Annotated in this window: 10 protein-coding genes; 6 read left to right on the forward strand and 4 right to left on the reverse strand. The window is 69.6% G+C overall.

The annotated features are described in order from the left end of the window. Positions 1–73: 73 nt before the first annotated feature. The 4 genes from ACIBBA_RS23405 to ACIBBA_RS23420 all read right to left on the reverse strand — a co-directional run bounded on the left by ACIBBA_RS23405 (position 74) and on the right by ACIBBA_RS23420 (position 3,298). Positions 74–1,000 carry a hypothetical protein gene (locus ACIBBA_RS23405; RefSeq protein ID WP_396700095.1) on the reverse strand — a complete coding sequence of 309 codons (927 nt, stop codon included), beginning with the start codon at positions 998–1,000 and terminating at the stop codon, positions 74–76. 49 nt (positions 1,001–1,049) lie between these two features. Continuing rightward, positions 1,050–1,868, reverse strand: a complete 819-nt coding sequence (locus ACIBBA_RS23410; RefSeq protein WP_396700096.1) for a ribonuclease HI — start codon at positions 1,866–1,868, stop codon at positions 1,050–1,052. A 34-nt stretch (positions 1,869–1,902) separates the two neighbouring features. Next, entirely contained in the window at positions 1,903–2,667 is a 765-nt protein-coding gene (locus ACIBBA_RS23415; RefSeq protein WP_396700097.1) for a hypothetical protein, read from the reverse strand. A gap of 97 nt (positions 2,668–2,764) precedes the next feature. After that, positions 2,765–3,298 (reverse strand): DUF4352 domain-containing protein, encoded by a 534-nt coding sequence (locus tag ACIBBA_RS23420; RefSeq protein WP_396700098.1) that lies wholly within the window; start codon positions 3,296–3,298, stop codon positions 2,765–2,767. Between the two features lie 99 nt (positions 3,299–3,397). Here ACIBBA_RS23420 and ACIBBA_RS23425 point away from each other — a divergent pair, with 99 nt between their 5' ends. The 6 genes from ACIBBA_RS23425 to ACIBBA_RS23450 all read left to right on the forward strand — a co-directional run bounded on the left by ACIBBA_RS23425 (position 3,398) and on the right by ACIBBA_RS23450 (position 22,850). Beyond that, entirely contained in the window at positions 3,398–5,317 is a 1,920-nt protein-coding gene (locus tag ACIBBA_RS23425) for an N-6 DNA methylase (RefSeq protein WP_396700099.1), read from the forward strand. Between the two features lie 162 nt (positions 5,318–5,479). Next, entirely contained in the window at positions 5,480–6,541 is a 1,062-nt protein-coding gene (locus tag ACIBBA_RS23430; protein WP_396700100.1) for a serine/threonine-protein kinase, read from the forward strand. Positions 6,542–6,554: 13 nt separating this feature from the next. Then, positions 6,555–9,362, forward strand: a complete 2,808-nt coding sequence (locus ACIBBA_RS23435) for a helicase-related protein (RefSeq protein ID WP_396700101.1) — start codon at positions 6,555–6,557, stop codon at positions 9,360–9,362. Positions 9,363–9,511: 149 nt separating this feature from the next. Beyond that, positions 9,512–14,263 carry a class I SAM-dependent DNA methyltransferase gene (locus ACIBBA_RS23440; protein ID WP_396700102.1) on the forward strand — a complete coding sequence of 1,584 codons (4,752 nt, stop codon included), beginning with the start codon at positions 9,512–9,514 and terminating at the stop codon, positions 14,261–14,263. Continuing rightward, a complete protein-coding gene (locus ACIBBA_RS23445) occupies positions 14,248–20,679 on the forward strand; it encodes a DEAD/DEAH box helicase (protein ID WP_396700103.1) in 6,432 nt (2,143 codons plus the stop codon). The genes ACIBBA_RS23440 and ACIBBA_RS23445 overlap by 16 nt, the downstream gene beginning before the upstream one ends. Continuing rightward, the gene (locus tag ACIBBA_RS23450) at positions 20,676–22,850 is read left to right on the forward strand and encodes a UvrD-helicase domain-containing protein (RefSeq protein ID WP_396700104.1); all 2,175 of its coding nucleotides are present in this window, start codon (positions 20,676–20,678) and stop codon (positions 22,848–22,850) included. The genes ACIBBA_RS23445 and ACIBBA_RS23450 overlap by 4 nt, the downstream gene beginning before the upstream one ends. The last annotated feature ends 46 nt before the right edge of the window (positions 22,851–22,896 follow it).

Below are 22,896 nucleotides of genomic sequence, written 5' to 3' on the forward strand. Positions count from 1 at the left end.
CAAGACGCTGTCGAGCTGATGTCGTGGACGAATCAGGTGATGGGGCGAGTGCTGTCGAGCTGCGCCGGCTCTGCTATCGGGCGGGGCGCCATTCGCCGCACCGCTCGGAGCTGAAGGCGTAGTCGGAGGAGCGGATCGTCACCTGCACCCGGCGGGCGCTGTTGGTGAAGTAGTTGTCGATGATGTCGCCGGAGCGGTTCTGCCGCTCCCAGTAGCAGCCCTCGACGTCCGTGGTCACGTACGTGCCGGGCTTGATCTCCTTCCCAACCCGGAACGTGCCAGGCCCGAACAGCCGGCCCTGCGCCTCCAGATCCACGTCGCGCTGGCCGCGCTTGACCGTCTCGCGCCACTTCTTCGCGTAAGGATGGGTGGGGCAGAGCGTCAGGGAGGCGTTGATCTCCGGGATCTGCTCGCGGCTGGCGGCGAAACCTGTCTCGGCGTAGACGTCGTCCGGATCGACCGCTGCGCAGATCTCGTACAGCGGCGAGATGTCCTCGTCGTCGTAGCCCGAGGTCTTGTAGGCGGCCTTCTCGGTGGCGGTGACGATGGTGATGACGCCCTCCACCTCGCACGAGGCCGGCTTGGCCAGCCAAACCTCGGTGAAGTCGGGTCGCCCGTCCTGGCCCGGGGAGATGGTGAGCTGTGAGGACCAGGCCTGACCGGTGTCGCAGTCGACGGTGATCGGAACCTGCTGGGGGACGTTCTTCGGGTCGTCGGGATAGGTGTCGGTGGCGTCAGGCAGCCCGTCGCCGTCCCGGTCCGCGGGAGGCGTCGGGCTCGCCGTCGGGGACGGGCTGGCAGAGGCCGACGGACTGACCATGGCCGTGGCCTCGCTCTGGGCTGCCTTCTGACCGTTGCCGCAGCCGGTCAGGGTGACGGCCGCCAGCGCGGCCATCATCAGCCAGAGACCGGCCCGCCGCGTGAGCGGGCGGGAACCGGCGTGACGAAGGGTCGAGGCGCCCGCCGAGAGAACGGCGGCGTCGTGCGGGGGGAGAAGCATCGTCGCCTCCGGGCGTGAGAATTGGCGGCCGCCGGCGCCGGGGGGCCGGTCAATGGGTGACGGTCGTGTGCCAGTCCTGCAGGAAGGCGTCGACCAGGGCGTGCGCCCGCGGCCGCACGTCGAAGGGCTCGTCGATCCGTCGGCGGGCCATGTGCGACAAAGCGTCGGCGGCCTCGTTGAGGGCGTGACCGCTGTGCCCCTTGACGTGCTCGAAGGACAGATCCGACCGTCGGCTCACCACTTCGGCGAGCCGTACCAGCGTCGGCTGGGCGGACCACCTCCGAGGCCGCAGGCTGTAGCCGGCCGGCATGGCATCGGTCTCACCGGCCTGCCACCGGCGCAGGTACCGCAGGGCGACCAGGCTGTCCAGCAGCACGGTCATCCCCGGTGCCGCCTCGTCGTACGCGGACAGCAGGAACTCGACCGCCCGCAACTCGTTGATCAGGACTCGCGAGACACCGGTCGGGTCCATCCGCCCGGTGCCCCGACTGCGCAGGCCGTAGCGACCGTCGCTGACGACGTACCCGATCCCGCCGACGCGCCCCTTCCAGCTGGCGTCGGTCGCGGCGACCAGGGCGGCGGATGCTCCTGCCCAGCGGCCGACCTGGCCGCGACCGCACTGGTTGTCCGGCTGGATCCGGCACGCCGAGCCGTGCCGGGCGGCCTGCTGCTCTGCCGAGTCGAGCAGCTGCGCGGCGGAGCCGAGTTCGTCGTAGTGCGCGGCGGTGAGGGCGAGCCGTACACCATCGCCGATCCGCTGGCATTCCTCACACCGGGCCACCCTCGCGTAGACGCGCAGCGCGACGGCACGCTCGTGCAGGGGAGTGGGGAGCAGGTCCAGGGCGCGCAGGAACTCATCGGGACGCACGACGCCTCCTGACGTCTCGTGAGCGGGGGATTGGTCAGAGGACCTTGATCGAGTCGACCTGGAGCAGCGGCGCAGTCGTCTCGCCGCCCATCTGGGTGTCGTAGCTGAACGAACTGAGCACCGTGACGTTGGCGCGGAAGATGTCGTCCTGCACCAGGTTGTCCAGGTCCGACGCCGACCCGGTGAGCATCGTGTTCGTCTCGTAGTCGTACTCGGCGGCCATCCGCCGGTGCGCGACGTCCGCCCGGAAGGTTTCGACACCCGTCGCGGCATCGAACTGGGTCACCCGGCCGAAGACCACGTAGGTCTTGCCGATGTACGCGTCGGGGTTCTTGGCGATGAGCTTCCATTGCCGCTCGCTCAAGGTCTTGTAGGACTTCGGCTTCGGCTTGGGCGGGGGAGTGGTCTTCGTCGGCGACGGTGCGGCGTTGGTCGGCGCCGCCGTGGTGGGCGCGGCGGTCGTCGGGGTGGCCGTGGTCGGGGCCGCGCTGCTCGGAGCGGGCGACGCCGCGATGGCGTCCGGGTCAGCGTCGGCGCCGGCGACCGCGCCGATCACCGCCCCGGCGCCGAGGGCGATGACAAGGGCGAGGCCCCCGACCACCCAAGCCCGGCCGCTGGAGCGCTTCGGCGAGGTGGTGGACGCGAGCGCGGTGTCGACCGTCGGCACGGTCGCGTCCAGGGGCGGTACGGCGGCGCCGGCCGGCGGAGGCGGCCCCAGCGGCAACGCGTGCGGCTCATCCACCGGCTGCGGCTGGTTGGCCGGCTCGTCGGCCGGGCTCGAGGTGGTCGGGTCGGTCACGACAGTGCTCCTCTGTGAACTGACGCTGTTGACGGGCGGAAGCCCGGGAGAAGAGGGGGCGGGCGGGTTCGCCCGCCCCGACGGGATGGTGGAGAGGTCAGCTCAGGGCGACGGTGACGCCGCCGGAGAAGGCCGAGTCGTGCAGTTCGAGCTTGGTGAGCTTGACCTTCTTCGGGATGTCGAAGACGAACACGCCGGTCACCTGGTTACCGGGGTTGATCTCCTCGAAGAAGGTGCTCTGCTCCTTGTTGGCGTAGAGGCCCGCCTCGGTGTCGGACGAGTACTCCGTGCCGTCCGCGGCGTAAGCCTTCTGGCTGCTGCCGTCGAGCAGCTGCGCCTCCTTGCCGATGTTCTTGACGTTCATGGTGACCAGGCAGAACTGGCCCTGCGCCTTGTCGCCGATCAGGTCGCTGCCGACCTTGGCGACGCCGCACTTCGACGACTTCACAGTGAACTCGAACTTCCCGTCCCGGGCCGGCTGGCCGATCTTGGCGGTCTTCGCCGCCTTCTCCTCGCCCTTGGCGCCGCCCTCGTCGCTGCCGGAGCTGCTGGCGTTGTCGGTGGCCCCGGAGCCGCAGCCCAGCGCGACGACGGCGGTGGCGATCAGGGCGAGAGTGGTGGTCTTGCGCATTGTTGTCCTCCTGATGTGAACGTTGCGGCGTCAATAAGAGCATTGTCCGTGAACTCTGTCAACAGGCATGATGCTTGACGGGTGTGACACACTTCGGAGGTGCAGGTGAACCCGACCATCACGGCAGCGGAGATCGCCCGGCTCGCCGGGGTCGGTCGCGCCGCCGTCAGCAACTGGCGGAAACGCCATCCCGACTTCCCGACCCCGGTAGGTGGCACCAGCGCCAGCCCAGAGTTCGACCTCGCCGAGGTCGAGCAATGGCTGCGCGGGCAGGGCAAACTCCCCGAGCTGTCCCGGGCCGACCGGCTGTGGCGCCACCTCGCCGCCGCCGGGGAAACCCCGGCGACCGCACTCGCTGCCGCCGGCGCAGTGCTGCTCGCCCGCCAGCGCGGCCAGCGACCAGGCCGCATCAGCACGTCCGTTGCCGACTCGCGTCCCGACATCGACGCGCTCGCGGACGAACTCGGACCGCAGGCTGCGTTCGACGAACTCTGGCAACGCTTCTCTACCCCCGGCCCCGGCCGCCCGTTCGCCACCCCCGATGACCTCGCCGACCTGATGGTTGGGCTAGCCGGCGTCGGTGGCGGCTCCGTTCTCGACCCGGCGACCGGCACTGGCGCCACGCTGCGAGCCGCCGTCCGCGCCGGCTGCACCTCGGCTTACGGACAGGAGCTCGACGCGGACCTTGCGAGGCTGGCTGGGCTTTGGCTGGCCCTGCGCGAGGTGCCCGGCGAGGTCTGCCCCGGCGACTCAATGCGCGCCGACGCCTTCGCCGGCCGCACCGTCGACGCGGTCATCTGCCACCCACCGTTCGGTGTCACGAACTGGGGCAACGAGGAACTCGGCTACGACCCCCGCTGGGAGTACGGCGTCCCACCGCGTACCGAACCGGAGTTGGCCTGGGTACAGCACGCGCTGGCCCACCTGCGACCCGGCGGGCACGCCGTACTCCTGATGCCGCCCGCGGCGGCCGGCCGCCGCGCGGGCCGGAGGATCCGCGCCGAGCTGCTGCGACGTGGCGCGCTGCGCGCCGTCATCGCGCTCCCCAGCGGCGTGGCCGCGCCGCACGGCGTACCGCTGCACCTGTGGGTGCTGCGGCGGCCCGCGGCCGACGCGTCCGCACCGGCGCGGGCGCTGCTGGTTGACGCCGCCGAGGGTGACCTTTCCGAACTGTCCGCGCGGGTCCTCACTGCCTGGCGGGCCTTCGCCGCCGCACCCGACGCCGACGTCGAGGAGGTCGGCTTCGCCCGCGCGGTACCGGTCATCGAACTGCTCGACGAAGAGGTCGACCTCGCCCCCGCCCGTCGGCAACCCGCCGTCGGGGGCGAGCAGACCGGCGAGCATTTGGTACGCACCAGAGAGCGGCTCGCCGCGATTGTGGGCGACCTGCCGGCGCTGATACCGCAGGTCGCGCCCGCTCCTAACGGCACGACCCCCCTTGTCGTGACGGTCGCTGAGCTGGCCCGCAGCGGCGCGTTGCAGCTGATCGGTCCGGTCCGGGCCGGCTCATCCTCTGACCGTGGCGGCGGGCCAGCCGGCGGGCCGCCGGTGCTCACTGTGCCGGACGTGTTGGCCGGGGTCGACGCCACCGGCCAGGCAGACGAGCGGCTCGGCCAGGAGATCCCGCTCGCCGTCGGCGATGTGGTGGTGCCAATGATCGCCCGGACGCTCACCGCCCGGGTGATCACCGCCCAGGGGGCACTGCTCGGTCGCAACCTCTATCTGCTGCGCCCCAACCCGGCTGCGCTCGACCCTTGGTTCCTCGCTGGGCAGCTGCGCACGTCTGCCAATGAGAAACAGGCATCCAGCCTGTCGGGCACGCTGCGCTTCGACATCAGGCGGGCGCAGGTTCGGCGGCTACCGCTGGACGAGCAGCGGGCGCACGGGGAGGCGTTCCGGCGCCTCGATGCTTTCGAGTCGGCAATCCGACAGGCGGCTACGTTGGGTGCGGAACTGGTCCAGCTCACCGCCGACGGCCTGGCCCGCGGCGCGCTCCGTCCTGAGGGCGGGTCCCGGTGAGCTCGGGGAGCCAGCGAAGGATGACGTCTTCGACCAGCACAACGCACCATGCGGTCGCTATCCCGATGATCTTCGAGCAGGGTACGGTCAGGCCTTCACCCGGCGTGGGGCCGGTGAGGGTGGATGCAACACGGTGCGTGGGTGTCATCGTGAGGGGGACGAATGACGCTGGGCAAGATCGGTGACTATCAGTTGGTGAAGCCGCTCGGCTCGGGCGGCATGGGAGACGTGTACTTCGCCGTCTCGCCGACCGCTGACCGGGTCGCTATCAAGGTCATTAAGCGGCACCTCATTGAGGCGCCAACCGTGCGGGACCGGTTCGCTACCGAGGTGGAGAGCCTCAAGCTGGTCTACGGCTCGCGCGTGGCGCGCCTCGAGGACGCCGACGCCTACGCCGACCCAGCCTGGCTGGCCGTCGAGTACGTTCCCGGCGCGACGCTGCGCCAGCACGTCGACGCCCGCGGCCCGCTGTCGCTGCCGCTGGTGGCGATGATCGGCGCGATGCTCGCCGACGGCCTGACCAAGGTGCACCAGGTAGGGCTGCTGCACCGGGATCTGAAGCCGCAGAACATCATCCTCGGCCCCGAGGGACCCAAGCTCATCGACTTCGGCCTGGCGGTGCTGCTTGAGCGGGAGGACTACCTCACCGAACCGGGCGCATTCGTCGGTACGCCCGCCTACATGTCTCCCGAGCAGGTCACAGGCGAGCGGGACCTGACCCCTGCGGTCGACATCTACGGCCTGGCCGCGACGCTGGTCTTCGCGCTCACCGGGCACGGCCTCTACCCGCCGACGAACTCCTGGAACCTGCTGCTGCGGATCAGCGAGCCGGGTGATCTGCCGGACCTGAACGGCGTGCCGGTCGACCTCGTCCCGCTGCTCGGGGCGATGCTGGCGTTCGACCCGAGCGCGCGGCCCAGCCTCGATGCCGTTCGCACCCGCCTGCTGGCGGTTGCCACGGCCGCAAGTGGGAAGAGCGTCGCCGACCTGCGGCGTGAGGTCGGCGAGTTGACCTACGAGGGTGACACCGAACTCCTGATCCCGCCGAACCTGACGGACCCGCAGCAGGATCCCGAGGGCGAGACGACCAGCGAGAAGACCGAGCCGACACCGGATCCGGTACCGACAAAGGTCGACCCCGAACTGCCGACGAAGACGCGAGCCGACGTGACATGGCTGGTCGACAAGATGCGCCGCCAATACGCCCGCCGCTCGACCCTGTAGGAAGGCTCCACCGATGACCACCCCGCAGTCCGCCACCACCTACGCCCCGGGCTCACGCATCGTCGTCCGGGACGAGGAGTGGCTGGTTCGCAGCGTCAAGACCGACACCCCCGACGGCGCGATGATCAAGGCCGTGGGCGTGTCCGAGTTCGTGCAGGACGTCGAGGCGACTTTCTTCACCGAGCTGGACGACGTCCAGGCGATGCGGCCCGAGGAGACCGTCCTGATCCGGGACACCTCGTCGCGGTTCCGGCAGAGCCGGCTCTTCCTGGAGGCGGTGCTGCGGCGGACTCCGTTGCCCCGCACCGAGCGCGGCCTCGCCCTGGCCGACCGGTTCCTGCTGGACCCGCTCACCTACCAGCAGCGCCCGGTCGAGCTGGCACTGTCCGGGCTGCGCCCGCGGATCCTGCTCGCCGACGTCGTCGGCCTGGGCAAGACCCTGGAGATCGGGCTGATCCTCGCCGAGCTGATCCGTCGCGGCCGGGGCGACCGGATCCTGGTGGTCTCGCCGCAGCAGGTGCTGGAGCAGTTTCAGCGGGAGCTGTGGACCCGCTTCGCGATCCCGCTCGTGCGGCTGGACTCGACCGGCATCCAGCGGATCCAGCAGGAGATCCCGGCTGGGCGGAACCCGTTCACCTATTTCAAGCGAGCCATCATCTCGGTCGATACCCTCAAGGACGCCGGCCAGTTCGGCCATCACCTCGACGCCATCAACTGGGACGTCGTGGTCATCGACGAGTCGCACAACCTGATCAACAAGGGCACCCAGCGCAACGAGCTGGCCCGCCGGCTCGCCGCGAAGACCGACGCGTTGCTGCTGGCCAGCGCCACCCCGCACAACGGTGACAAGAAGTCGTTCGCGCAGCTGATCTCGCTGCTCGACCCGGCGGCCATCGCCAACGAGGACACCTACCAGGCCAGCGACATCGAGCACCTCTACCTGCGCCGGACGAAGATCAGCCCGGAGGTACGCGACCAGATCGGCGACCGCTGGGCCGAGCGCGGCCCCTCCCAGGCGGTGCACTGCGCGGCCAAGCCCGTCGAGGAGCAGATCTTCGCCGAGCTGACCGAGGTCTGGCTGGCCGGCAAGTGGAGCGATGAGGCCATCACCGGTCAGCACCGGCTCTTCCCGTACACGCTGTTGAAGTCCTTCCTCTCCTCCCACCGGGCCCTGCACGAGACGGTGGCCGCGCGGCGGAAGAAGGAGAAGGTCACCGGCACCGAGCGGGCGGCCCTGGACCGGCTCGCCGAGCTGACCTCCGCCATGACCGACCAGGACTCCAGCAAGCTCAACCGGCTCGTCGACGAGTTGCGGAAGATCGGCGTCGGCCGGGGCAGCGATACCCGGGCGGTGGTCTTCTCCGAGCGGGTGCCGACCCTCAAGTGGCTCGCCGAGGTGGTGCCCGGCATGCTCGGCCTCAAGCCGACCGCGATGCGGGTGCTGCACGGCGGGGTCGCCGACAAGGACGAGCAGGCGATCCTCCAGGAGTTCGAGCTGGCCGGCAGCGAGGTCCGGCTGCTCTTCACCGGCGACGTCGCCTCCGAGGGCGTCAACCTGCACCAGCAGTGCCACCACCTGATCCACTACGACATCCCGTGGAGCCTGATCCGGATCGAGCAGCGCAACGGCCGCGTCGACCGGTACGGGCAGAAGCACCAGCCGCAGTTCCGCGCGCTGATCCTCACCTCCGAGGTGCCCGACGCCAAGGACGACCGCACCGTCGCCGAGAAACTGCTCGACCGGGAGGGGGTGGCGCACCGCAGTCTGGGCAGTGTCGAGGCGGTCACCGGCCTCTACGACGCCAAGGCGGAAGAGGACCGGCTGGTCCGGGACCTGCTCGCCGGCAAGACGGTGGACGAGTCCTACGACGGCGGCGTCGAGATCGACGTGCTCGCCGACCTGATGGCCGAGGTCGGCACCGCGCCCGTGACGGCGGACGTGCCGCGCGCCCGGGTGCCGAAGCTCTTCGACTCAACCCGCGACTTCGTCGACGCCGCGCTGTACGAGATCTACGACGACCGCCCCGAGGACGCCATCGACCTGCGCCGCGAGGATGAGCTGCTGACCTTCCTCGCCCCCGATGATCTGGTGCACCGGCTGTCGGACCTGCCGAGGTCCTACCTGCGTGCTCACCGGGAGGGGGAGGACCTGCGGCTGAAGGTCACCTTCGACCGCCCGCTCGCGCAACGCAAACTCGACCAGTCCCGGCAGAGCAAGACCCCGATGTGGCCGGAGATCGCCTTCCTCAGCGACGTGCACCCGATGGTCGACTGGCTGGTCGACAAGGTGCTGATCCGGCTCGGCCGGCAGCAGGCCCCGGTGCTCACCGCCGACGTGACCGGGCCGGTCTTCCTGATCCAGGGCGTCTACGCCAACCGCCTCGGCCAGCCGACCGTCGTGCAGTGGATGGCCGTCTCCGGGCTCCCCGGCGAGCCGACGATCCGCCCGATGGACGAGGTGCTGCGGGAGGCGAACGTCGGCCCGGCGATGGTCAACCGGGCCGAGGCGATCCCGCTGGACTCCTTGCAGTCTCTCCTCCCACCGGCCGTCGACGTGGCCCGCCAGCACCTGGCCGCCAAACGCGACGAGTGGGCCGAGGCAAATGCCGAGCCCTTGCGCACATACCGAGCGCAGCTGGAGCGCTTCCAGCAGGCCAGCCTGTTCGACGAACTTCCCTCCGCCAATCGCGAGAAGCGTCGCCAGCGGGTGCACGCCACCGTGCAGGAGCAGGGCGACCTGCTCGCCCGCCTGGAAACCGCCGGCGACCCGCTGCTGCGGATGCTCGCGGTCCTCGTTCCGTCTCCGGAGAGTGCAGCATGAGTTTCGAATCGCTGACCAACCGCGGCGAATACCTCTCCGCGCACTACCTCGCCGAGATCCTGCCGACCACCCTCAAGGGCGGCCTGCTCAAGCAGTGGTCCGAGGCGGAGAAGGGCGGCGCGCAGACCCCACGCACCGGGCTGCGGAGCATGCGTCGGCGCTACTTCGATGCCAAGACCGAACTCACCGACCTGGACTTCTTCGACCCGGAGCGGCTGCGCAAGCAGCACCACGACCTGTTGGAAGGGCTGGGCTTCGATCCACAGCCGCAGGTCATCACCGTCGAGAGGGCTGGCCAGGAGCACGAGATCCGGGTCGCCCACGCGGAGCTGACCACCGCGCACGGCATCGTCGCTCTCGAGTGTGGCTGGGCGGTAGACACCGACGCCGCACAGGACTCGGATGGTGCCGGCCGGCTGCTCGACCCGGTCACCCTGCCTGGCAACGAGACCATCGAGACCGGGGCGAAGCTCGCCTCCTGGCTCTTCGCCGCCGACAACCCACCCCGGTACGTGCTGCTGCTCAGCGGCGGCGTCATCACCCTGGCCGACCGCAGTGTCTGGGGTGAGGGCCGTTACCTCGCGGTCAGCCTCGACACCGCCTACGCCCGCAACGACGACAAGGAACTCGACGTCATCGCGGCGCTGTTCGGCGCCGACTCGCTGCGCCCGCCCGCAGAGGGCGGCACCGAGCCGCTCGCCGACCTGGTCGCCGGCTCCCGCCAGCGCGCCGTCGGCGTCTCCAGCGAGCTGCGCGAAGGGCTGCGGACTTCCGTCGAACTCATCGCCAACGAGGTGCTCGACCGGATCCGGCAGGCCGGCTACCAGCCGCAGCAGGTGATGGAGTTGGACGAGCTGGCCAAGGAGCTGGGCCGCGAGGCGCTGCGCTACCTCTACCGGATCCTCTTCCTGCTCTACGCCGAGGCCCGCCCCGAGCTGGGCGTGCTCCCGGTGAACGACCACGAGTACGTCGAGGGCTACAGCCTCGCCCGCGTCGGCGATCTGATCTCCCGCCGGCTCGCCCCCTCCGCCGAAGGCGGCTTCCACCTCTACGAGTCGCTCGACCTGCTCTTCCGCATGGTCAACGAGGGCCACCGCCCCCAGGGCAGCAAGGCTGTCGAGGAGAAGGCCAGCGAGGGGGAGGGCCTGCGCTTCGAGCCGATGCGCTCGGACCTTTTCCTGCCGGAGAAGACCAAGCTGATCGGCCGGCTGATCCCGGTGCCGGGCAGCGACCCCGACGACCCCGACGGCCCGAAGATCGACACCCGGCTGCGCAACGCCACCCTCTACCAGGTGCTGCGCCGGCTGATGCTCACCAAGGGCGGCAAGAAGCGCCGCGGCGGTTTCATCTCGTACGCCCAGCTCGGCATCAACCAGCTCGGCGCGGTCTACGAGGGACTGATGTCCTACACCGGGTTCGTCGCCACCGAGCAGCTCTACGAGGTGGCCAAGAACGGCGAGCCCAAGGACGGCTCCTGGATGATCCCGGCCTCCAAGGTCGACGAGTACGACGACGGCGTCTTCGTCTACAAGGAGGACCCCTACACCGGCGTCCGCAGCCGGGTCACCTACGCCCCGGGCGCGTTCGTTTACCGGCTCGCCGGCCGGGACCGGCAGACCAGCGCCTCCTACTACACGCCGCAGTCCCTGACCGAGGTCACAGTCCAGCTTGCCCTGAAGTACCGACTCGACCAGGACGGCACCGTCACCAAGGCCCGCGAGCTGCTGAACTGGACGATCTGCGAGCCGGCGCTCGGCTCCGGCGCGTTCCTCAACGAGGCGATCAACCAGGTCGCCGCCGAATACCTGCGCCGCCGGCAGGAGGAGCTGGGCGTCAGCCTCGACCCGGAGCAGTACCACCTCGAACTCCAGCGGGTGAAGGCGTACATCGCCCTGCACAACTGCTACGGCGTGGACCTCAACCGCACCGCCGTGGAGCTGGCCGAGGTCTCGCTCTGGCTCAACGTCATGCACGCCGGCCTCCAAGCGCCCTGGTTCGGCCTGCACCTCCAGCGCGGCAACTCGCTCATCGGCGGTGGTCGAAAGCTCTACAGCCCGAAGCAGCTCGCCGACAAGTCCTGGCTGACCACCGTGCCGCAGGACAAGCCGTTCCGGGACGGCCCGATCGACGAGGGCACCATCCACCACTTCCTGCTCCCCGCTGACGGCTGGGGCGCCGTCGCGGGGGACAAGGAAGCCCGCGAGCTGGCGCCGGCCGAGACCGAGCGGCTCAAGAGGTGGCGTACGGCGATGAAGCGGGTGCCGACGGCCAAGGGAAAGAACTCGCAGCTCAAGCGGCTGCAGGCACTGGCCCGGCGGGTCGAGTTCCTGTGGGACCTCGTGCAACAGCGGCTGGCCATCTCGGAGCGGGAAATTCGCCGCGACATTGAGGTCTGGGAAGCTGAGGGCCTGTCGAAGGTGACGGAGGCCGTTCCGCGGGAGAAGATTCTGGCGGATCTGAACGCGCCGGGCACGCCCTACTGGCGACTCAAGACGCTGATGGACGTCTGGTGCGCCCTCTGGTTCTGGTCGCTGGATCAGGTCGGCCTGCTCGACGGGTCAGCCTCGGCCTACCCTGCAGCGCCCGTCGAGGTCGCCCACGTGAAGGACCTGCCGGTGTACGAGGAGCCGGCGACCTTCGAACTGCAGGACATCTTCGGTCAAGTGGCACCGCAGCAGCTCAAGCTGCCGACAAAGCCCACCGGCACCCGCAAGGTCACAGTAGCCGAGCAGCTCCGCAAGCAGGTCCCGCTGGCCGACCTCGATGACTGGCTCACCTTCGCCGAGGCGCTCATCGGCCGCGCGGACATTCCTGCCGAATCGCTGCTCAGCGGCTTTTCGTCGCTGGCGGAGCTGGGCGAGTACGAGGACATGCTCCCGGCCTTGATGGGCATGGACGAGTCCTACCGGCTCGCCGACCGGTTCCCCTGGCTGCAGGCCGCTGAGGCGATAGCCGACGAGCAGGGCTTCTTCCACTGGGAACTGAATTTCGCCCAGACATTCGCGAAGGGCGGCTTCGATCTTCAGGTGGGTAATCCGCCATGGGTGCGGCCCGACTGGAAGGAAGACGTCATCCTCGCGGAGCGCGATCCGTGGTTCCGGCTTGTCGACAAGCCCGAAACGAAGACCTGGAACGCACGTAGAGGCGATCTGATCACTCGCACCCCCGGCGTCAGCCGCTATTTGTTGCGGCAGTTGGAAGCTAACGGCGGCCTCGTGTTCTTCCTGACGGCGGCGGCCACGTACCCGCTTCTCGTCGGTACCCGCCCTGACCTCTACAGGGCCTTCATGTGTCAGGTGTGGGCACACGCCAACGCCTGCGGCACAGCCGGTCTCGTCCATCCGGACACCCACTTCGCTGGCGTGCGAGAGCGACACCTTCGCGCTTCGTCCTACCAACGACTGAGGCTGCACGCCCACTTCCACAACCGCCGGGGAATATTCCCGGAAATCCATTCCAACACCGAATTTGGTGTTCATGTCTACGGTCACCCCGGTCCGGTGGACTTCACGCACGTGAGCTGGCTGTTTGACACATCGACCCTCACTGGTTCGCTGCAAAGGGAGGGTGGGGCGTACGTCCCTGGCATTAAGCACGCTGGGTCGTGGGATATCAGGCCGCATGAGACGCGGCTTATCGAGGTTGACGCGGAGGTGTTGGCCGAATGGGTCGAACTCGCCGGTGAGGTTGAAGCCTCAGCGGCGGAGGCAAAGATGCTGTACCCGGTGAGTTCCGCGGAGTTGGACGCGATGCGAGTTCTCGGCAGACCCAGCGTCCGGCTGAAGGATCGCGGGCCGAGTGTCAGTCTCGGGTTCGACGAGGGAAAAGCCAAGAAGGACGGGTTGATCCGTTGGGACACGAGCACCGCGGACGACTGGTCTAAAGTCGTGCTGCAGGGGCCGCACATCTCGATAGCGACCCCTGCTTCGAAGCAGCCGAATCTTCCATGCCGGTCGAACAGAGACTGGACCGCGCCTTACTTCGTGCGACTGCCGGTCGACTACGTTCCGCGCACCAACTACCTCCGGGCGACGAGCCAACAGGTCTTTGAACGTGCGCAGGATGTCTGGCGGGGACGACTGTCTTCGGATTACTTCCGACTCGCCTGGCGGATGATGATTCCGTTCGATACGGAGAGGAGCCTTTACAGCGCGCTGATCCCGCCGGGACCGACACACGTCGACGCGATCAACACCCTGGCTGCCGCCTCCGATGAAGAGACCGCCCTGATCGCGGGGTTCTGGGCGGCGCTCCCCCTGGACTACCTTCTCCGGGTCAGAGGGAAGGGACAGTTCCGGATGACGGAGGCGCAGAACCTGCCCTCCCCGGACCCAGGGCACCCCCTGGCGCTGGAACTGCTGCTGCGGCTTCTACGGTTGACATGTCAGACCAAAGCCTTCGCGCCGCTGTGGAACGACCTCTTTCACAGGGAATGCTTCGCGACCACGGACTGGGCTGTCGACTGGCCCAACATCGCGCCGTTGGCACAGGGTCGTGCGACGTGGGAGGCGGGCACGTCGTTGCGTACCGAGTACGAGCGGCGCGCGGCGCTGGTGGAGATCGACGCACTCGTGTCGTGCTGGCTCGGCTTGACCGCCGAGCAGCTCGTTGCGCTCTACCGTGCCCGGTACCCGATCCTCGCTGACTATGACACTGCCACCTGGTTCGACATGAATGGCCGGAAGATCGCGAAGAATCACCACGCCTTCGGTTTCGGTCAAGACAAAGAGCACTACGAGCAGCTCATGGAGTACCTGGAGGACCCGGGACGGAGCCGGGTGCCGGCGGGCTACGTGGCCCCCTTCTACAAGGCGGATCGGGAGAACGAGTACCGGCAGGCGCACGCGGTCTTCAGCAAGCGGCTCCAGGACGCTATCGACGCCGGATGGCAGCTGTCATGAGGCCGACCATCGCCGCCGACACCCTCCAGCGCGCCCTCACCCAGTACCTGACCACCACCTTCGGTCTGACCGAGGAGGGCGTCCGCCACGGATTGGAGGGCTTCCTATCCCACCCGGAGCAGGGCATCTTCCGCGGGCCGTACCTGCGGATCCGCACGCCCTTCCGCCCAGCGGACGGCGACTGGGTGGCGAGCCTGGGCTGGGCGCCGGACGACTTCACGCCCTACCTGCACCAGGCGAAGGCATTTGCCCGCCTGTCGACGAAGGGCAAGGCGGCCGAGCCGACGCTGATCACCACGGGCACCGGCTCTGGCAAGACGGAGTCGTTCCTGATCCCGGTGCTCGACCACTGCCGCCGGCAGAGGCAGCAGGGGAGGGCCGGGATCAAAGCGATCCTGCTCTACCCGATGAACGCGCTGGCCACCGACCAGACGCAGCGCATCAACGAGCTGCTTTCCGATCCGGCGCTCAGCCAGGTCACCGCCGGCCTCTACATCGGTGACGTGGCGGCCATCGAGTACCCGCACGTGATGACGAAGCGGTCCGAGATGCGCCGCACGCCACCGGACATCCTGATCACCAACTACAAGATGCTCGACCTGCTGCTCCAGCGCGCCGATGACCTGCCGCTGTGGGAGGGCGCCGAGCCGGCGTACGTGGTGCTGGACGAGTTCCACACCTATGACGGCGCACAGGGCACCGACGTCGCGATGCTGCTGCGCCGGCTCGCCGCCGCGCTCGGTCTCGACCAGCCGGAGCGTCCGTTGGGGCCGATCTGCCCGGTCGCCACCTCGGCCACGCTCGGCGAGGGCGGCGGTCGGGACGGCCGCACCGCGATCCGCGAGGTCGCCGAGCAGGTCTTCGGGGTCGGCTTCGACGCCGGCTCGCTGGTCGGCGAGGACCGCTACGAGCCCGGGGAGTTCATCGCCCACCAGGACTTCAGCCTGCCGCTGCCCAGCCCGGAGCAGCTCGCCGCCGTCGACGACCGCGACCCGGACCGGATGATCGCCGACGTCGCCGAGTTGCTGCTCGGCGAGCGCTGCGCCGACAACCCGACCCGGCTCGGTGAGCTGCTGCGCCGGCACCCGCTGACCAAGGCGGTCCTCGACTCGCTCGGCCCGATGCCGCGCACCCTCGAAGAAGTCATCGACGTGCTGCCCCGCAAGAACGCCACCGGCTGGGGGAGCGCGATGAAGACCCCACCGGCGATCACCGCCAAGGCCCTGGCTCGGTTCGTCGGCCTGCTCTCCGAGGCGCAGAACCCGGAGGAGCCGGGCCGTCCGCTGCTCAACATCGAAACCCACCTGTGGGTACGCGCCGTCTCCCGGCTGCTGCGCGGCACCTCCCACCAGGCCGCCTTCGGCTGGTACGGCGAAGCGCCCCGGGAGTTGGACCCGTACGCGTCCGAGGTCGACGCGGTGGTGGCCGACAACCGCTACCCGCGGCTGCCCGCGATCTACTGCCGGCACTGCGGCCGTTCCGGCTGGATGGCGATCTCGCCGGAGAAGGACCCGCAGGAGCTGGAGATCGACCCGGACAAGGTCTACCGGGCCAGCGTCGGACGGGACAAGCGGCGGGTCCGTGCCCTAATCGCCGCCACCGAGGACGAGGTGCGGCAGCGATCGGGCGGCCTGCTGGTGCTGGAACACGGCCGGCGGGTGCGCCCCTTCGACCCGCAGCGGGACCACACGCCCACTGATGATTCGGTCGTCGTGCTCGGTGACACCCAGGACATCAACGCGGCCGAGAAGGACCGCTGCCCTTCCTGCGAGCTGGACCACGGCATCCGCTTCCTCGGCGCCGGACTGGCGACCCTCGCGTCCGTGTCGATCACCCAGCTCTTCACCGGCGGCGAGCTGAGTGAGGCCGAGAAGAAGACGCTGCTCTTCAACGACTCGGTCCAGGACGCCGCGCACCGCGCCGGCTTCGTCGCCAACCGGTCGTACTCCTTCTCGCTGCGCTCCCTGCTCGCCAGCCAGCTGCGGCCGGGGGAGTCGGTCGGGCTGGACGACCTCTTCGTCAACATGATCGAGGCGGCGGCCGATCCGCGAATCCTCTCCACCGTCGTGCCGCCGGATCTGCACGATCAGCCGGGGGTGGACAGCCTGCTCGCCGGTGAGCACACCGGCAGCCGCGACACCTGGTCGCTGATCAGCGAGCGGCTCGTCTTCGCCACCGTGATGGAGACCGGCCTGCGCGCCCGTCAGGGTCGCACCCTGGAGCTGACCCGCAGCGTCGCCGTGGAGGTCGCCCTCGACGACCCGGCGAAGGCCGCCACCGTCTGCCGGGACGTCCAGCTCACCGGCCCCGGCCACCTCGGCGGCGCACCGCCGGACGACGCGCGCTACCTCGCCTTCCTGCGCGGGCTGCTGGAGCGGCTGCGCACGCGCGGCGCGGTGTACCACGAGTGGCTGGCGCCGTACCTGAAGCGGGGTGGCACCCGCTGGCAGATCTGGGGCGGACGGCCCGCCGGCATGCCCGCGTTCCCCAGGGGGCTCTCGGCGCCCGCGTTCCTGCTCGCCACTCCGAAGTCCCGCTCCGAGTTCGACGCGATCACCGCGCGCGGCAACTGGTACCAGGACTGGACCTCCCGCTGCCTGGGCCTTGACCACGGCGAGGCCGCCGGCTACCTCTCCCGGCTGCTGCCCGCCCTGGCCGCCGACGGCATCATCGCCGCCGGCGACACCGAGGACGGCAACACCGTGTACGGGCTGATGCCCGGCCACCTGCGCGTCACCCGCCTCGACGACGCGGCGGCCGTCACCGCCGGGGTTGGCTGCGACACCTGCCACTGGCAGCAGACCGAACACCCGGACCGGGTGGCCGACTGGATCGGCCAACCGTGCCGGCAGTACCGCTGCGCCGGCCGCCTCCAGGCAGCCGTGGACGACACCGCGCCCGACGACTACTACCGGCGGCTCTACCTGGAGAGCCCGGTGTTCCGGGTGGTGACCGGCGAGCACACCGGCATGCTGACCCGGGCCCAGCGGGAAACCGTCGAGAAGCAGTTCCGCGAGGGTGACCGCTACACCGACCCGAACGTCCTCTCCTGCACGCCGACGCTGGAGATGGGCATCGACATCGGCGCCCTCTCCGCGGTGGTGCTGGCGTCGTTGCCGCACGGGCCGGCCAACTACGTCCAGCGTGCCGGCCGCGCCGGTCGTAAGAGCGGCAACGCGCTCGTGCTGACCCTGGTCGGCCGGACCGAGCGGGACCGTTACTACCTGACCGACCCGCGGGACATGATCGCCGGGCAGATCGTCCCGCCCGGCTGTTTCCTCTCCGCCGTGGAGATCCTGCGCCGGCAGTACCTCGCCCACCTGATCGACCTGGCCGCCCGCGACCGGCTGCCCGGCGTACTGCCGATGCCCCGCCGGGCACACGTCCTCTTCGGCCCGAGCGGATGGCTGACCAACCTGGCCGAGGCCGGACGCCGCGACGGCCCCCGGCTGGTGGAGGATTTCCTCGGCCTCTTCGGCGACAAGGTGCTCCCGGCCGCCGCCGACCAGCTGCGGGAGTTCGCGGTGGACGGCATCGTCCACCGGGTCAAGGAAGCCGGCGAGTCGTGGGAGGTCCGCCTGGCCGACCTGCGGCGCCGCCTCCAGGAGATCGACACGGCCCGCGGCACCCTGGTCCCGAGCGACCCGGACCACGCCCGCGAACTAAGGATGCTGAAGGCGGAGGCCGGCGCCGTCCGCAAGCGGCTGCGTGAGGTCAGCTCCGCCGCCGCGCACGGCACCCTGGTCGAGTTCGGCCTGCTGCCGAACTACGCGCTGATCGACACCCGGACCGATCTGGAAGCGGCCCTGACCTGGGAGGAGAAGACCGACGGCGACCGCCGGTTCCACAGCGAGCTGCGCGAGTACGCCCGGCCCGCCCGCCAGGCACTGGTGGAGATCGCCCCCGGCAACAGCTACTACGTGCGCGGCTACAAGCACGAGATCTCCGGGCTGGACGTCGGCCCGGCCGACCGGCCGGCGTACGAGCAGTGGCGGGTCTGCGCCCAGTGCGGCTACGTCCGCACCCACCTGGCGCAGGAGGACACCAGCCCCTGCCCACGCTGCGCCGACCCCGGCATCGCCGATCATGGACGCCTGTTCAAGGTGCTCCAGCCGACCCGGGTGCTCAGCCGGGACAAGCGCGACGACGCCAGGATCCGGGACGACGACGACGACCGGGACCGCCGCTTCTACGCCACCACCTACGCCGTCGACATCGACCCCGCCAAGGTCGAGTCGTCCTGGCGGCACGCGCACGACACCTTCGGCGTCGACTACAGCCGGCATGCGATGATCCGACACTTCAACCTCGGCGCTCAACGGTACGACCGGGTCGCCGAGCCGTTCGCCGGCGACGAGGTACGGATCAACCGGTTCCACACCTGCACGTCCTGCGGCGGCACCACGGTCGACGGCGCGCCGGCGGTCAGCCAGCAGCTCGCCGCGCAGGCGTCCGGCTCGACCGTCGCGCAGGGCGCCGAGCACCACCGGCCCTGGTGCCCGTACCGGCGCTCGCCCAGTACTCCGGACGCCCACGTCGACCTGATCCTCGCCCACGAGTTGGAGACCGAGGCGCTACGCATCCTGATCCCCGCGGCGACCGTCGTGGTGCAGGAGCGGCTCGTCTCGTTCGCCGCGGCGGTCCGGCTCGGTATCGCCGCCCAGTACGGCGGCGACCCCGCGCACCTCCAGGTCGTGCGGGCCACCATGCCCGACGGGCAGAGCGACGGTACCCGCAACTTCGTGGTCGTCTACGACACCCAGCCGCAGGGCACGGGCTACCTCCACCGCCTTGCCAAGCCGGAGGAGTTCCGCGCCGTCCTGGAACTGGCCCGGGACCTGATCGACACCTGCGTCTGCGGCAAGCGCACGGCGTGCCACCGTTGCCTCTTGCGGTACGCGCGCAACGACGAGTTCCCGCTGATGAGTCGGGACGAGGCGCTGGCCATGCTGACCCGGCTCCTCGACGGTTGGGACGTCCAGGAGGGGACGCGCACCGACGAGATCTCGCTCATCCACCAGGTGGAGAGCGAGCTGGAGATGCAGTTCCTCACCAAGCTACTGGTCCGGCCGGACCTGCGCGGATCCGGTCTGCGCATCGAAAAGGGCCACGACCGCGATGGCGCCCGCATCGCTGACCTCCACTTCAGCCGGGACAACGGCCGTAGCGTTACCCACTGGCAGATGAAGCTGCAGAACACCATCCGGGGCACCCGCCCCGACGTGCACTTCAAGCGCCTCGACGCGTCCTCGCCCGAGGTCGCCGTCTACCTCGACGGGTTCAAGTACCACGGCTCAGCCCAGTACAACCGGCTCGCCGACGACGCGGAGAAGCGTGCCCGCCTGCGTGCCCACAACTACCTCGTCTTCGCCGCCAACTGGGACGACGTCACCAGCTGGGGCAACGAAGGAAACCCCGGGAACTGGGCGCCCTATGCCGGGAATGGGCAGCAGAAGGCCCGCGACCTGTACCGGCAGATCGCCCCCGACACGGACCCGGACGATCTGAAGCGGTTCGTCTGGACGAACCCCATCGACCTGCTCATGCAGTTCCTCGCCGATCCCGATCTGGACCTTTGGCAGCGGCGGGCGGAGGCGACCCTCGCCGGCCTGCTCCAGCAGGCGCGGGAGAAGACGGGCGCCGCCTCCGGCGGGATCGGCGTCCGGATCCTCGCCGCGCTTCGCGGCGAACCGCTGCAACAACCCGAACAGGGCGGAATCGCGCTGTTCCGAGCAAGGGACGACGCCAACTGCCCGCTCACGCTGATCGTCGACGGCCGCGGGGGCACGCGAGTCTGGTCGGCGCTCACCGTGATCGACGACTCGTCGGCCGCGGTGGCCGGCGATGGTCACAAGAGGCGATGGGCGTCCTGGTTGGCGTGGGGCAACATCATCCAGTTCCTCACCAACGGGGGCGGGGACGCCGGGCAGCTCGCGCTCTCCACGCTCGACTCCTTCGAGCCGGCCTCCATGGCGGTCACCGAGGGAACCGGGTTCATGCTGGCGCAGCGCGCGCTGCCGTTGGACGAGGAGACCGCCACCTGGCTCGGCGTCACCGCGCAACCGGCACCGGCCGAGCCGGAGACGGTGAGCTCCGACTCGCCGTGGCACGAGGTGCTGCGGTACCTGGACCGGGACGAGAACACCTTGGAGCTGCTCGTTCAGCACCTGGCCCGGCAGGGCGTGCCGGCGCCGGTGGTCGGCTACGAGCTGGGTGACCAGGGCTGGCCGGCCGAGCTGGCCTGGCCGGAGCGGCGGATCGCGATCGTGCTCTCCGGGTCGCAGGATGATCCGGAGGTCGCCGACCGCGACCGGGCGTACGCGGAGGCGGGCTGGCACGCGCGGACCGCGCGCGAATGGCCCGCCGACGAGTTGGCGGCGCAGATCGAAGCGACGAGCGGGGGAGAACGTCGATGAACACCGGAGCAACCCTGCGGATGCTGGACCGGGCCGACAAGGAGGTCATGAAGCTCACCCGCGCCGACATTGGTGCGGTCTACGAGTTCATGCACAAGTTCCGGCACAACCCGGAGAACCCAGGGCTCAACCTGAAGTCGCTCAACGGCGACGCCCGGCTGATGTCCGCACGGATCAGCAAGGACTACCGGGCGCTGCTGCTGCACATCGCCGAGCGGGACTACCTGCTCGTCGCGGTCAAGCACCGCAGCGAGGTCTACGACGACCTGAGCCGGTACGCGTACCGGATCAACCGGGTCACCGGCGGCATCGAGGTCGTCGACCTGGAGCCGGTCGGCGACAGCATCATCGGCCGGGTCGTCCCGCCGGAGGTGGAGCCGGCGGCCACGCCGAAGCCGCTCTTCGACAAGTACAGCGACGCTCAACTCGTGGACCTGGGTGTGTCGGAGCCGCTCCTGCCGCAGATCCGGGAGCTGACCACCGAGGCCGAGCTGCTGGCGTTGCTCGACCGGGCGCCGCAGCTGACCACCGACGTACTCTTCGCGCTCTTCGACGGCACCCCGTACGACGAGGTGCTCAAGCAGGTCACCGATCCGGTACGGGCCGACGAGCCGGTCGACCCGGAGGACTTTGAGGCCGCGGTGGAACGCCCAGCCACCCAGGTCTCCTCGGACGATGAAGCGCTCCAGGCGATGCTCGGCGAGTCCTTTGAGCGCTGGCAGATCTTCCTGCACCCGACCCAGCGCAAGCTGGTGGAGCGGAAGTACAACGGGCCAGCTCGCGTCGGCGGCGGTCCCGGCACCGGGAAGACGATCGTGGCGCTGCATCGGGTCGCCCACCTGGCCCGAAAGCTTCCGCCCGGCGCCGACAAGCCCATCCTGCTCACCACATTCAACCGCAACCTGGCGGCCGACCTGCGAACGCGGCTGATGGCGCTCGGCGGTCAGGAGCTGGTGTCCCGGGTGGACATCGTCAACATCGACCGGCTAGCGAGCAAGGTGGTGTCCGAGGCGAAGGCAGGTGGCACCCGGCGGGTTGTTGACGACAACCGCGTCTCCCAGCTGTGGAGTGACTTCCTGGTGGAGACGGGGGAATCCGGCTGGGACGCCGAGTTTCTCGCGGCCGAGTGGTCCCAGGTGATCCTGGGCCAGGTGCTCAACTCGCGGACGGACTATTTCAAGGCCCGCCGGCCCAACCGTGGACGCTCCCTGACGCGGGCGGAGCGGGACCAGATCTGGCAGCTCGTGGAGCGGTTCACCACATGGCTGGAGGGTCAGGGCGTCTGGACCTGGCGGCAGGTCGCCCAGCGGGCGGCACGGCTGGAGATGGAGCGCGCTGCCGCTGACGCTTCCGCTGAATCCTCGGGCGGCTTCTATCGCCCCCGCTACCGGCACGTCGTGGTCGACGAGGCGCAGGACCTCAGCGCCGCGCACTGGAAGATGCTGCGCGCCATGGTCGCGCCCGGCTCGGACGACATGTTCCTCACCGGCGACACCCACCAGCGCATCTACGACAACCACGTGACGCTGAGCAGCCTCGGCATCAACATCCGGGGCCGCTCCTCCCGGCTCACCCTTAGCTACCGCACAACCCGGCAGATCCTGGCTGATGCCCTGCAGATCATGACCGGTGAGGTGTACGACGACCTCGACGGCGGCGAGGAGGACCTGGCCGGCTACCGCTCGCTGCTACGGGGCGGCCGACCGATCTTCCGCGGTGCGCCCACATGGGCCCAGGAACGGGATCTGATCGTTGAACAGTTGCGTGGCTGGGGCAACCCGACCGACGGCTCGGTGGCCATCTGCGTGCCGACGAAGGACCTCGCGGCCGACGTGATCAGCCGGCTGGGTGCCGACGGCTTGCCGGTGGTGGAGATCGGCCCCGACGGTCCGAAGCAACCCGACGGTGTCCACGTCGGCACCATGCACCGGTTCAAGGGTCTCGAGTACCAGCGGATGATCATCGCCGGGGTCAGCGACGGGCTCGTGCCTCGGCAGATGATCAGCAGATTCCGGGATACCGACCCCAAGCGCTACCAGCGCGAACGCCAGCGGGACCGCTCCCTGCTCTTCGTCGCCGCCACCCGTCCCCGCGACGAGCTGGCGGTGTTCTGGCACGGCACACCCAGCCCGTTCCTCACCAGCCGGCTCGTGCAGCGACAGCTACCGTGAGCACCGGCGCCCGTGTCAGCGGGGGCCGGCTCTAAGCGCAGGGGGG

The sequence above is a fragment of the Micromonospora sp. NPDC051006 genome, from assembly GCF_044456245.1.
Classification (GTDB): Bacteria; Actinomycetota; Actinomycetes; order Mycobacteriales; family Micromonosporaceae; genus Micromonospora.

Bases quoted from the DNA above. Each gene is read 5' to 3' on its own strand.
- ACIBBA_RS23405 (WP_396700095.1), bottom strand. From the start codon at position 1,000: ATGCTTCTCCCCCCGCACGACGCCGCCGTTCTCTCGGCGGGCGCCTCG.
- ACIBBA_RS23450 (WP_396700104.1), top strand. From the start codon at position 20,676: ATGAACACCGGAGCAACCCTGCGGATGCTGGACCGGGCCGACAAGGAG.
- ACIBBA_RS23445 (WP_396700103.1), top strand. From the start codon at position 14,248: ATGGCAGCTGTCATGAGGCCGACCATCGCCGCCGACACCCTCCAGCGC.
- ACIBBA_RS23440 (WP_396700102.1), top strand. From the start codon at position 9,512: ATGCGTCGGCGCTACTTCGATGCCAAGACCGAACTCACCGACCTGGAC.
- ACIBBA_RS23435 (WP_396700101.1), top strand. From the start codon at position 6,555: ATGACCACCCCGCAGTCCGCCACCACCTACGCCCCGGGCTCACGCATC.
- ACIBBA_RS23430 (WP_396700100.1), top strand. From the start codon at position 5,480: ATGACGCTGGGCAAGATCGGTGACTATCAGTTGGTGAAGCCGCTCGGC.
- ACIBBA_RS23420 (WP_396700098.1), bottom strand. From the start codon at position 3,298: ATGCGCAAGACCACCACTCTCGCCCTGATCGCCACCGCCGTCGTCGCG.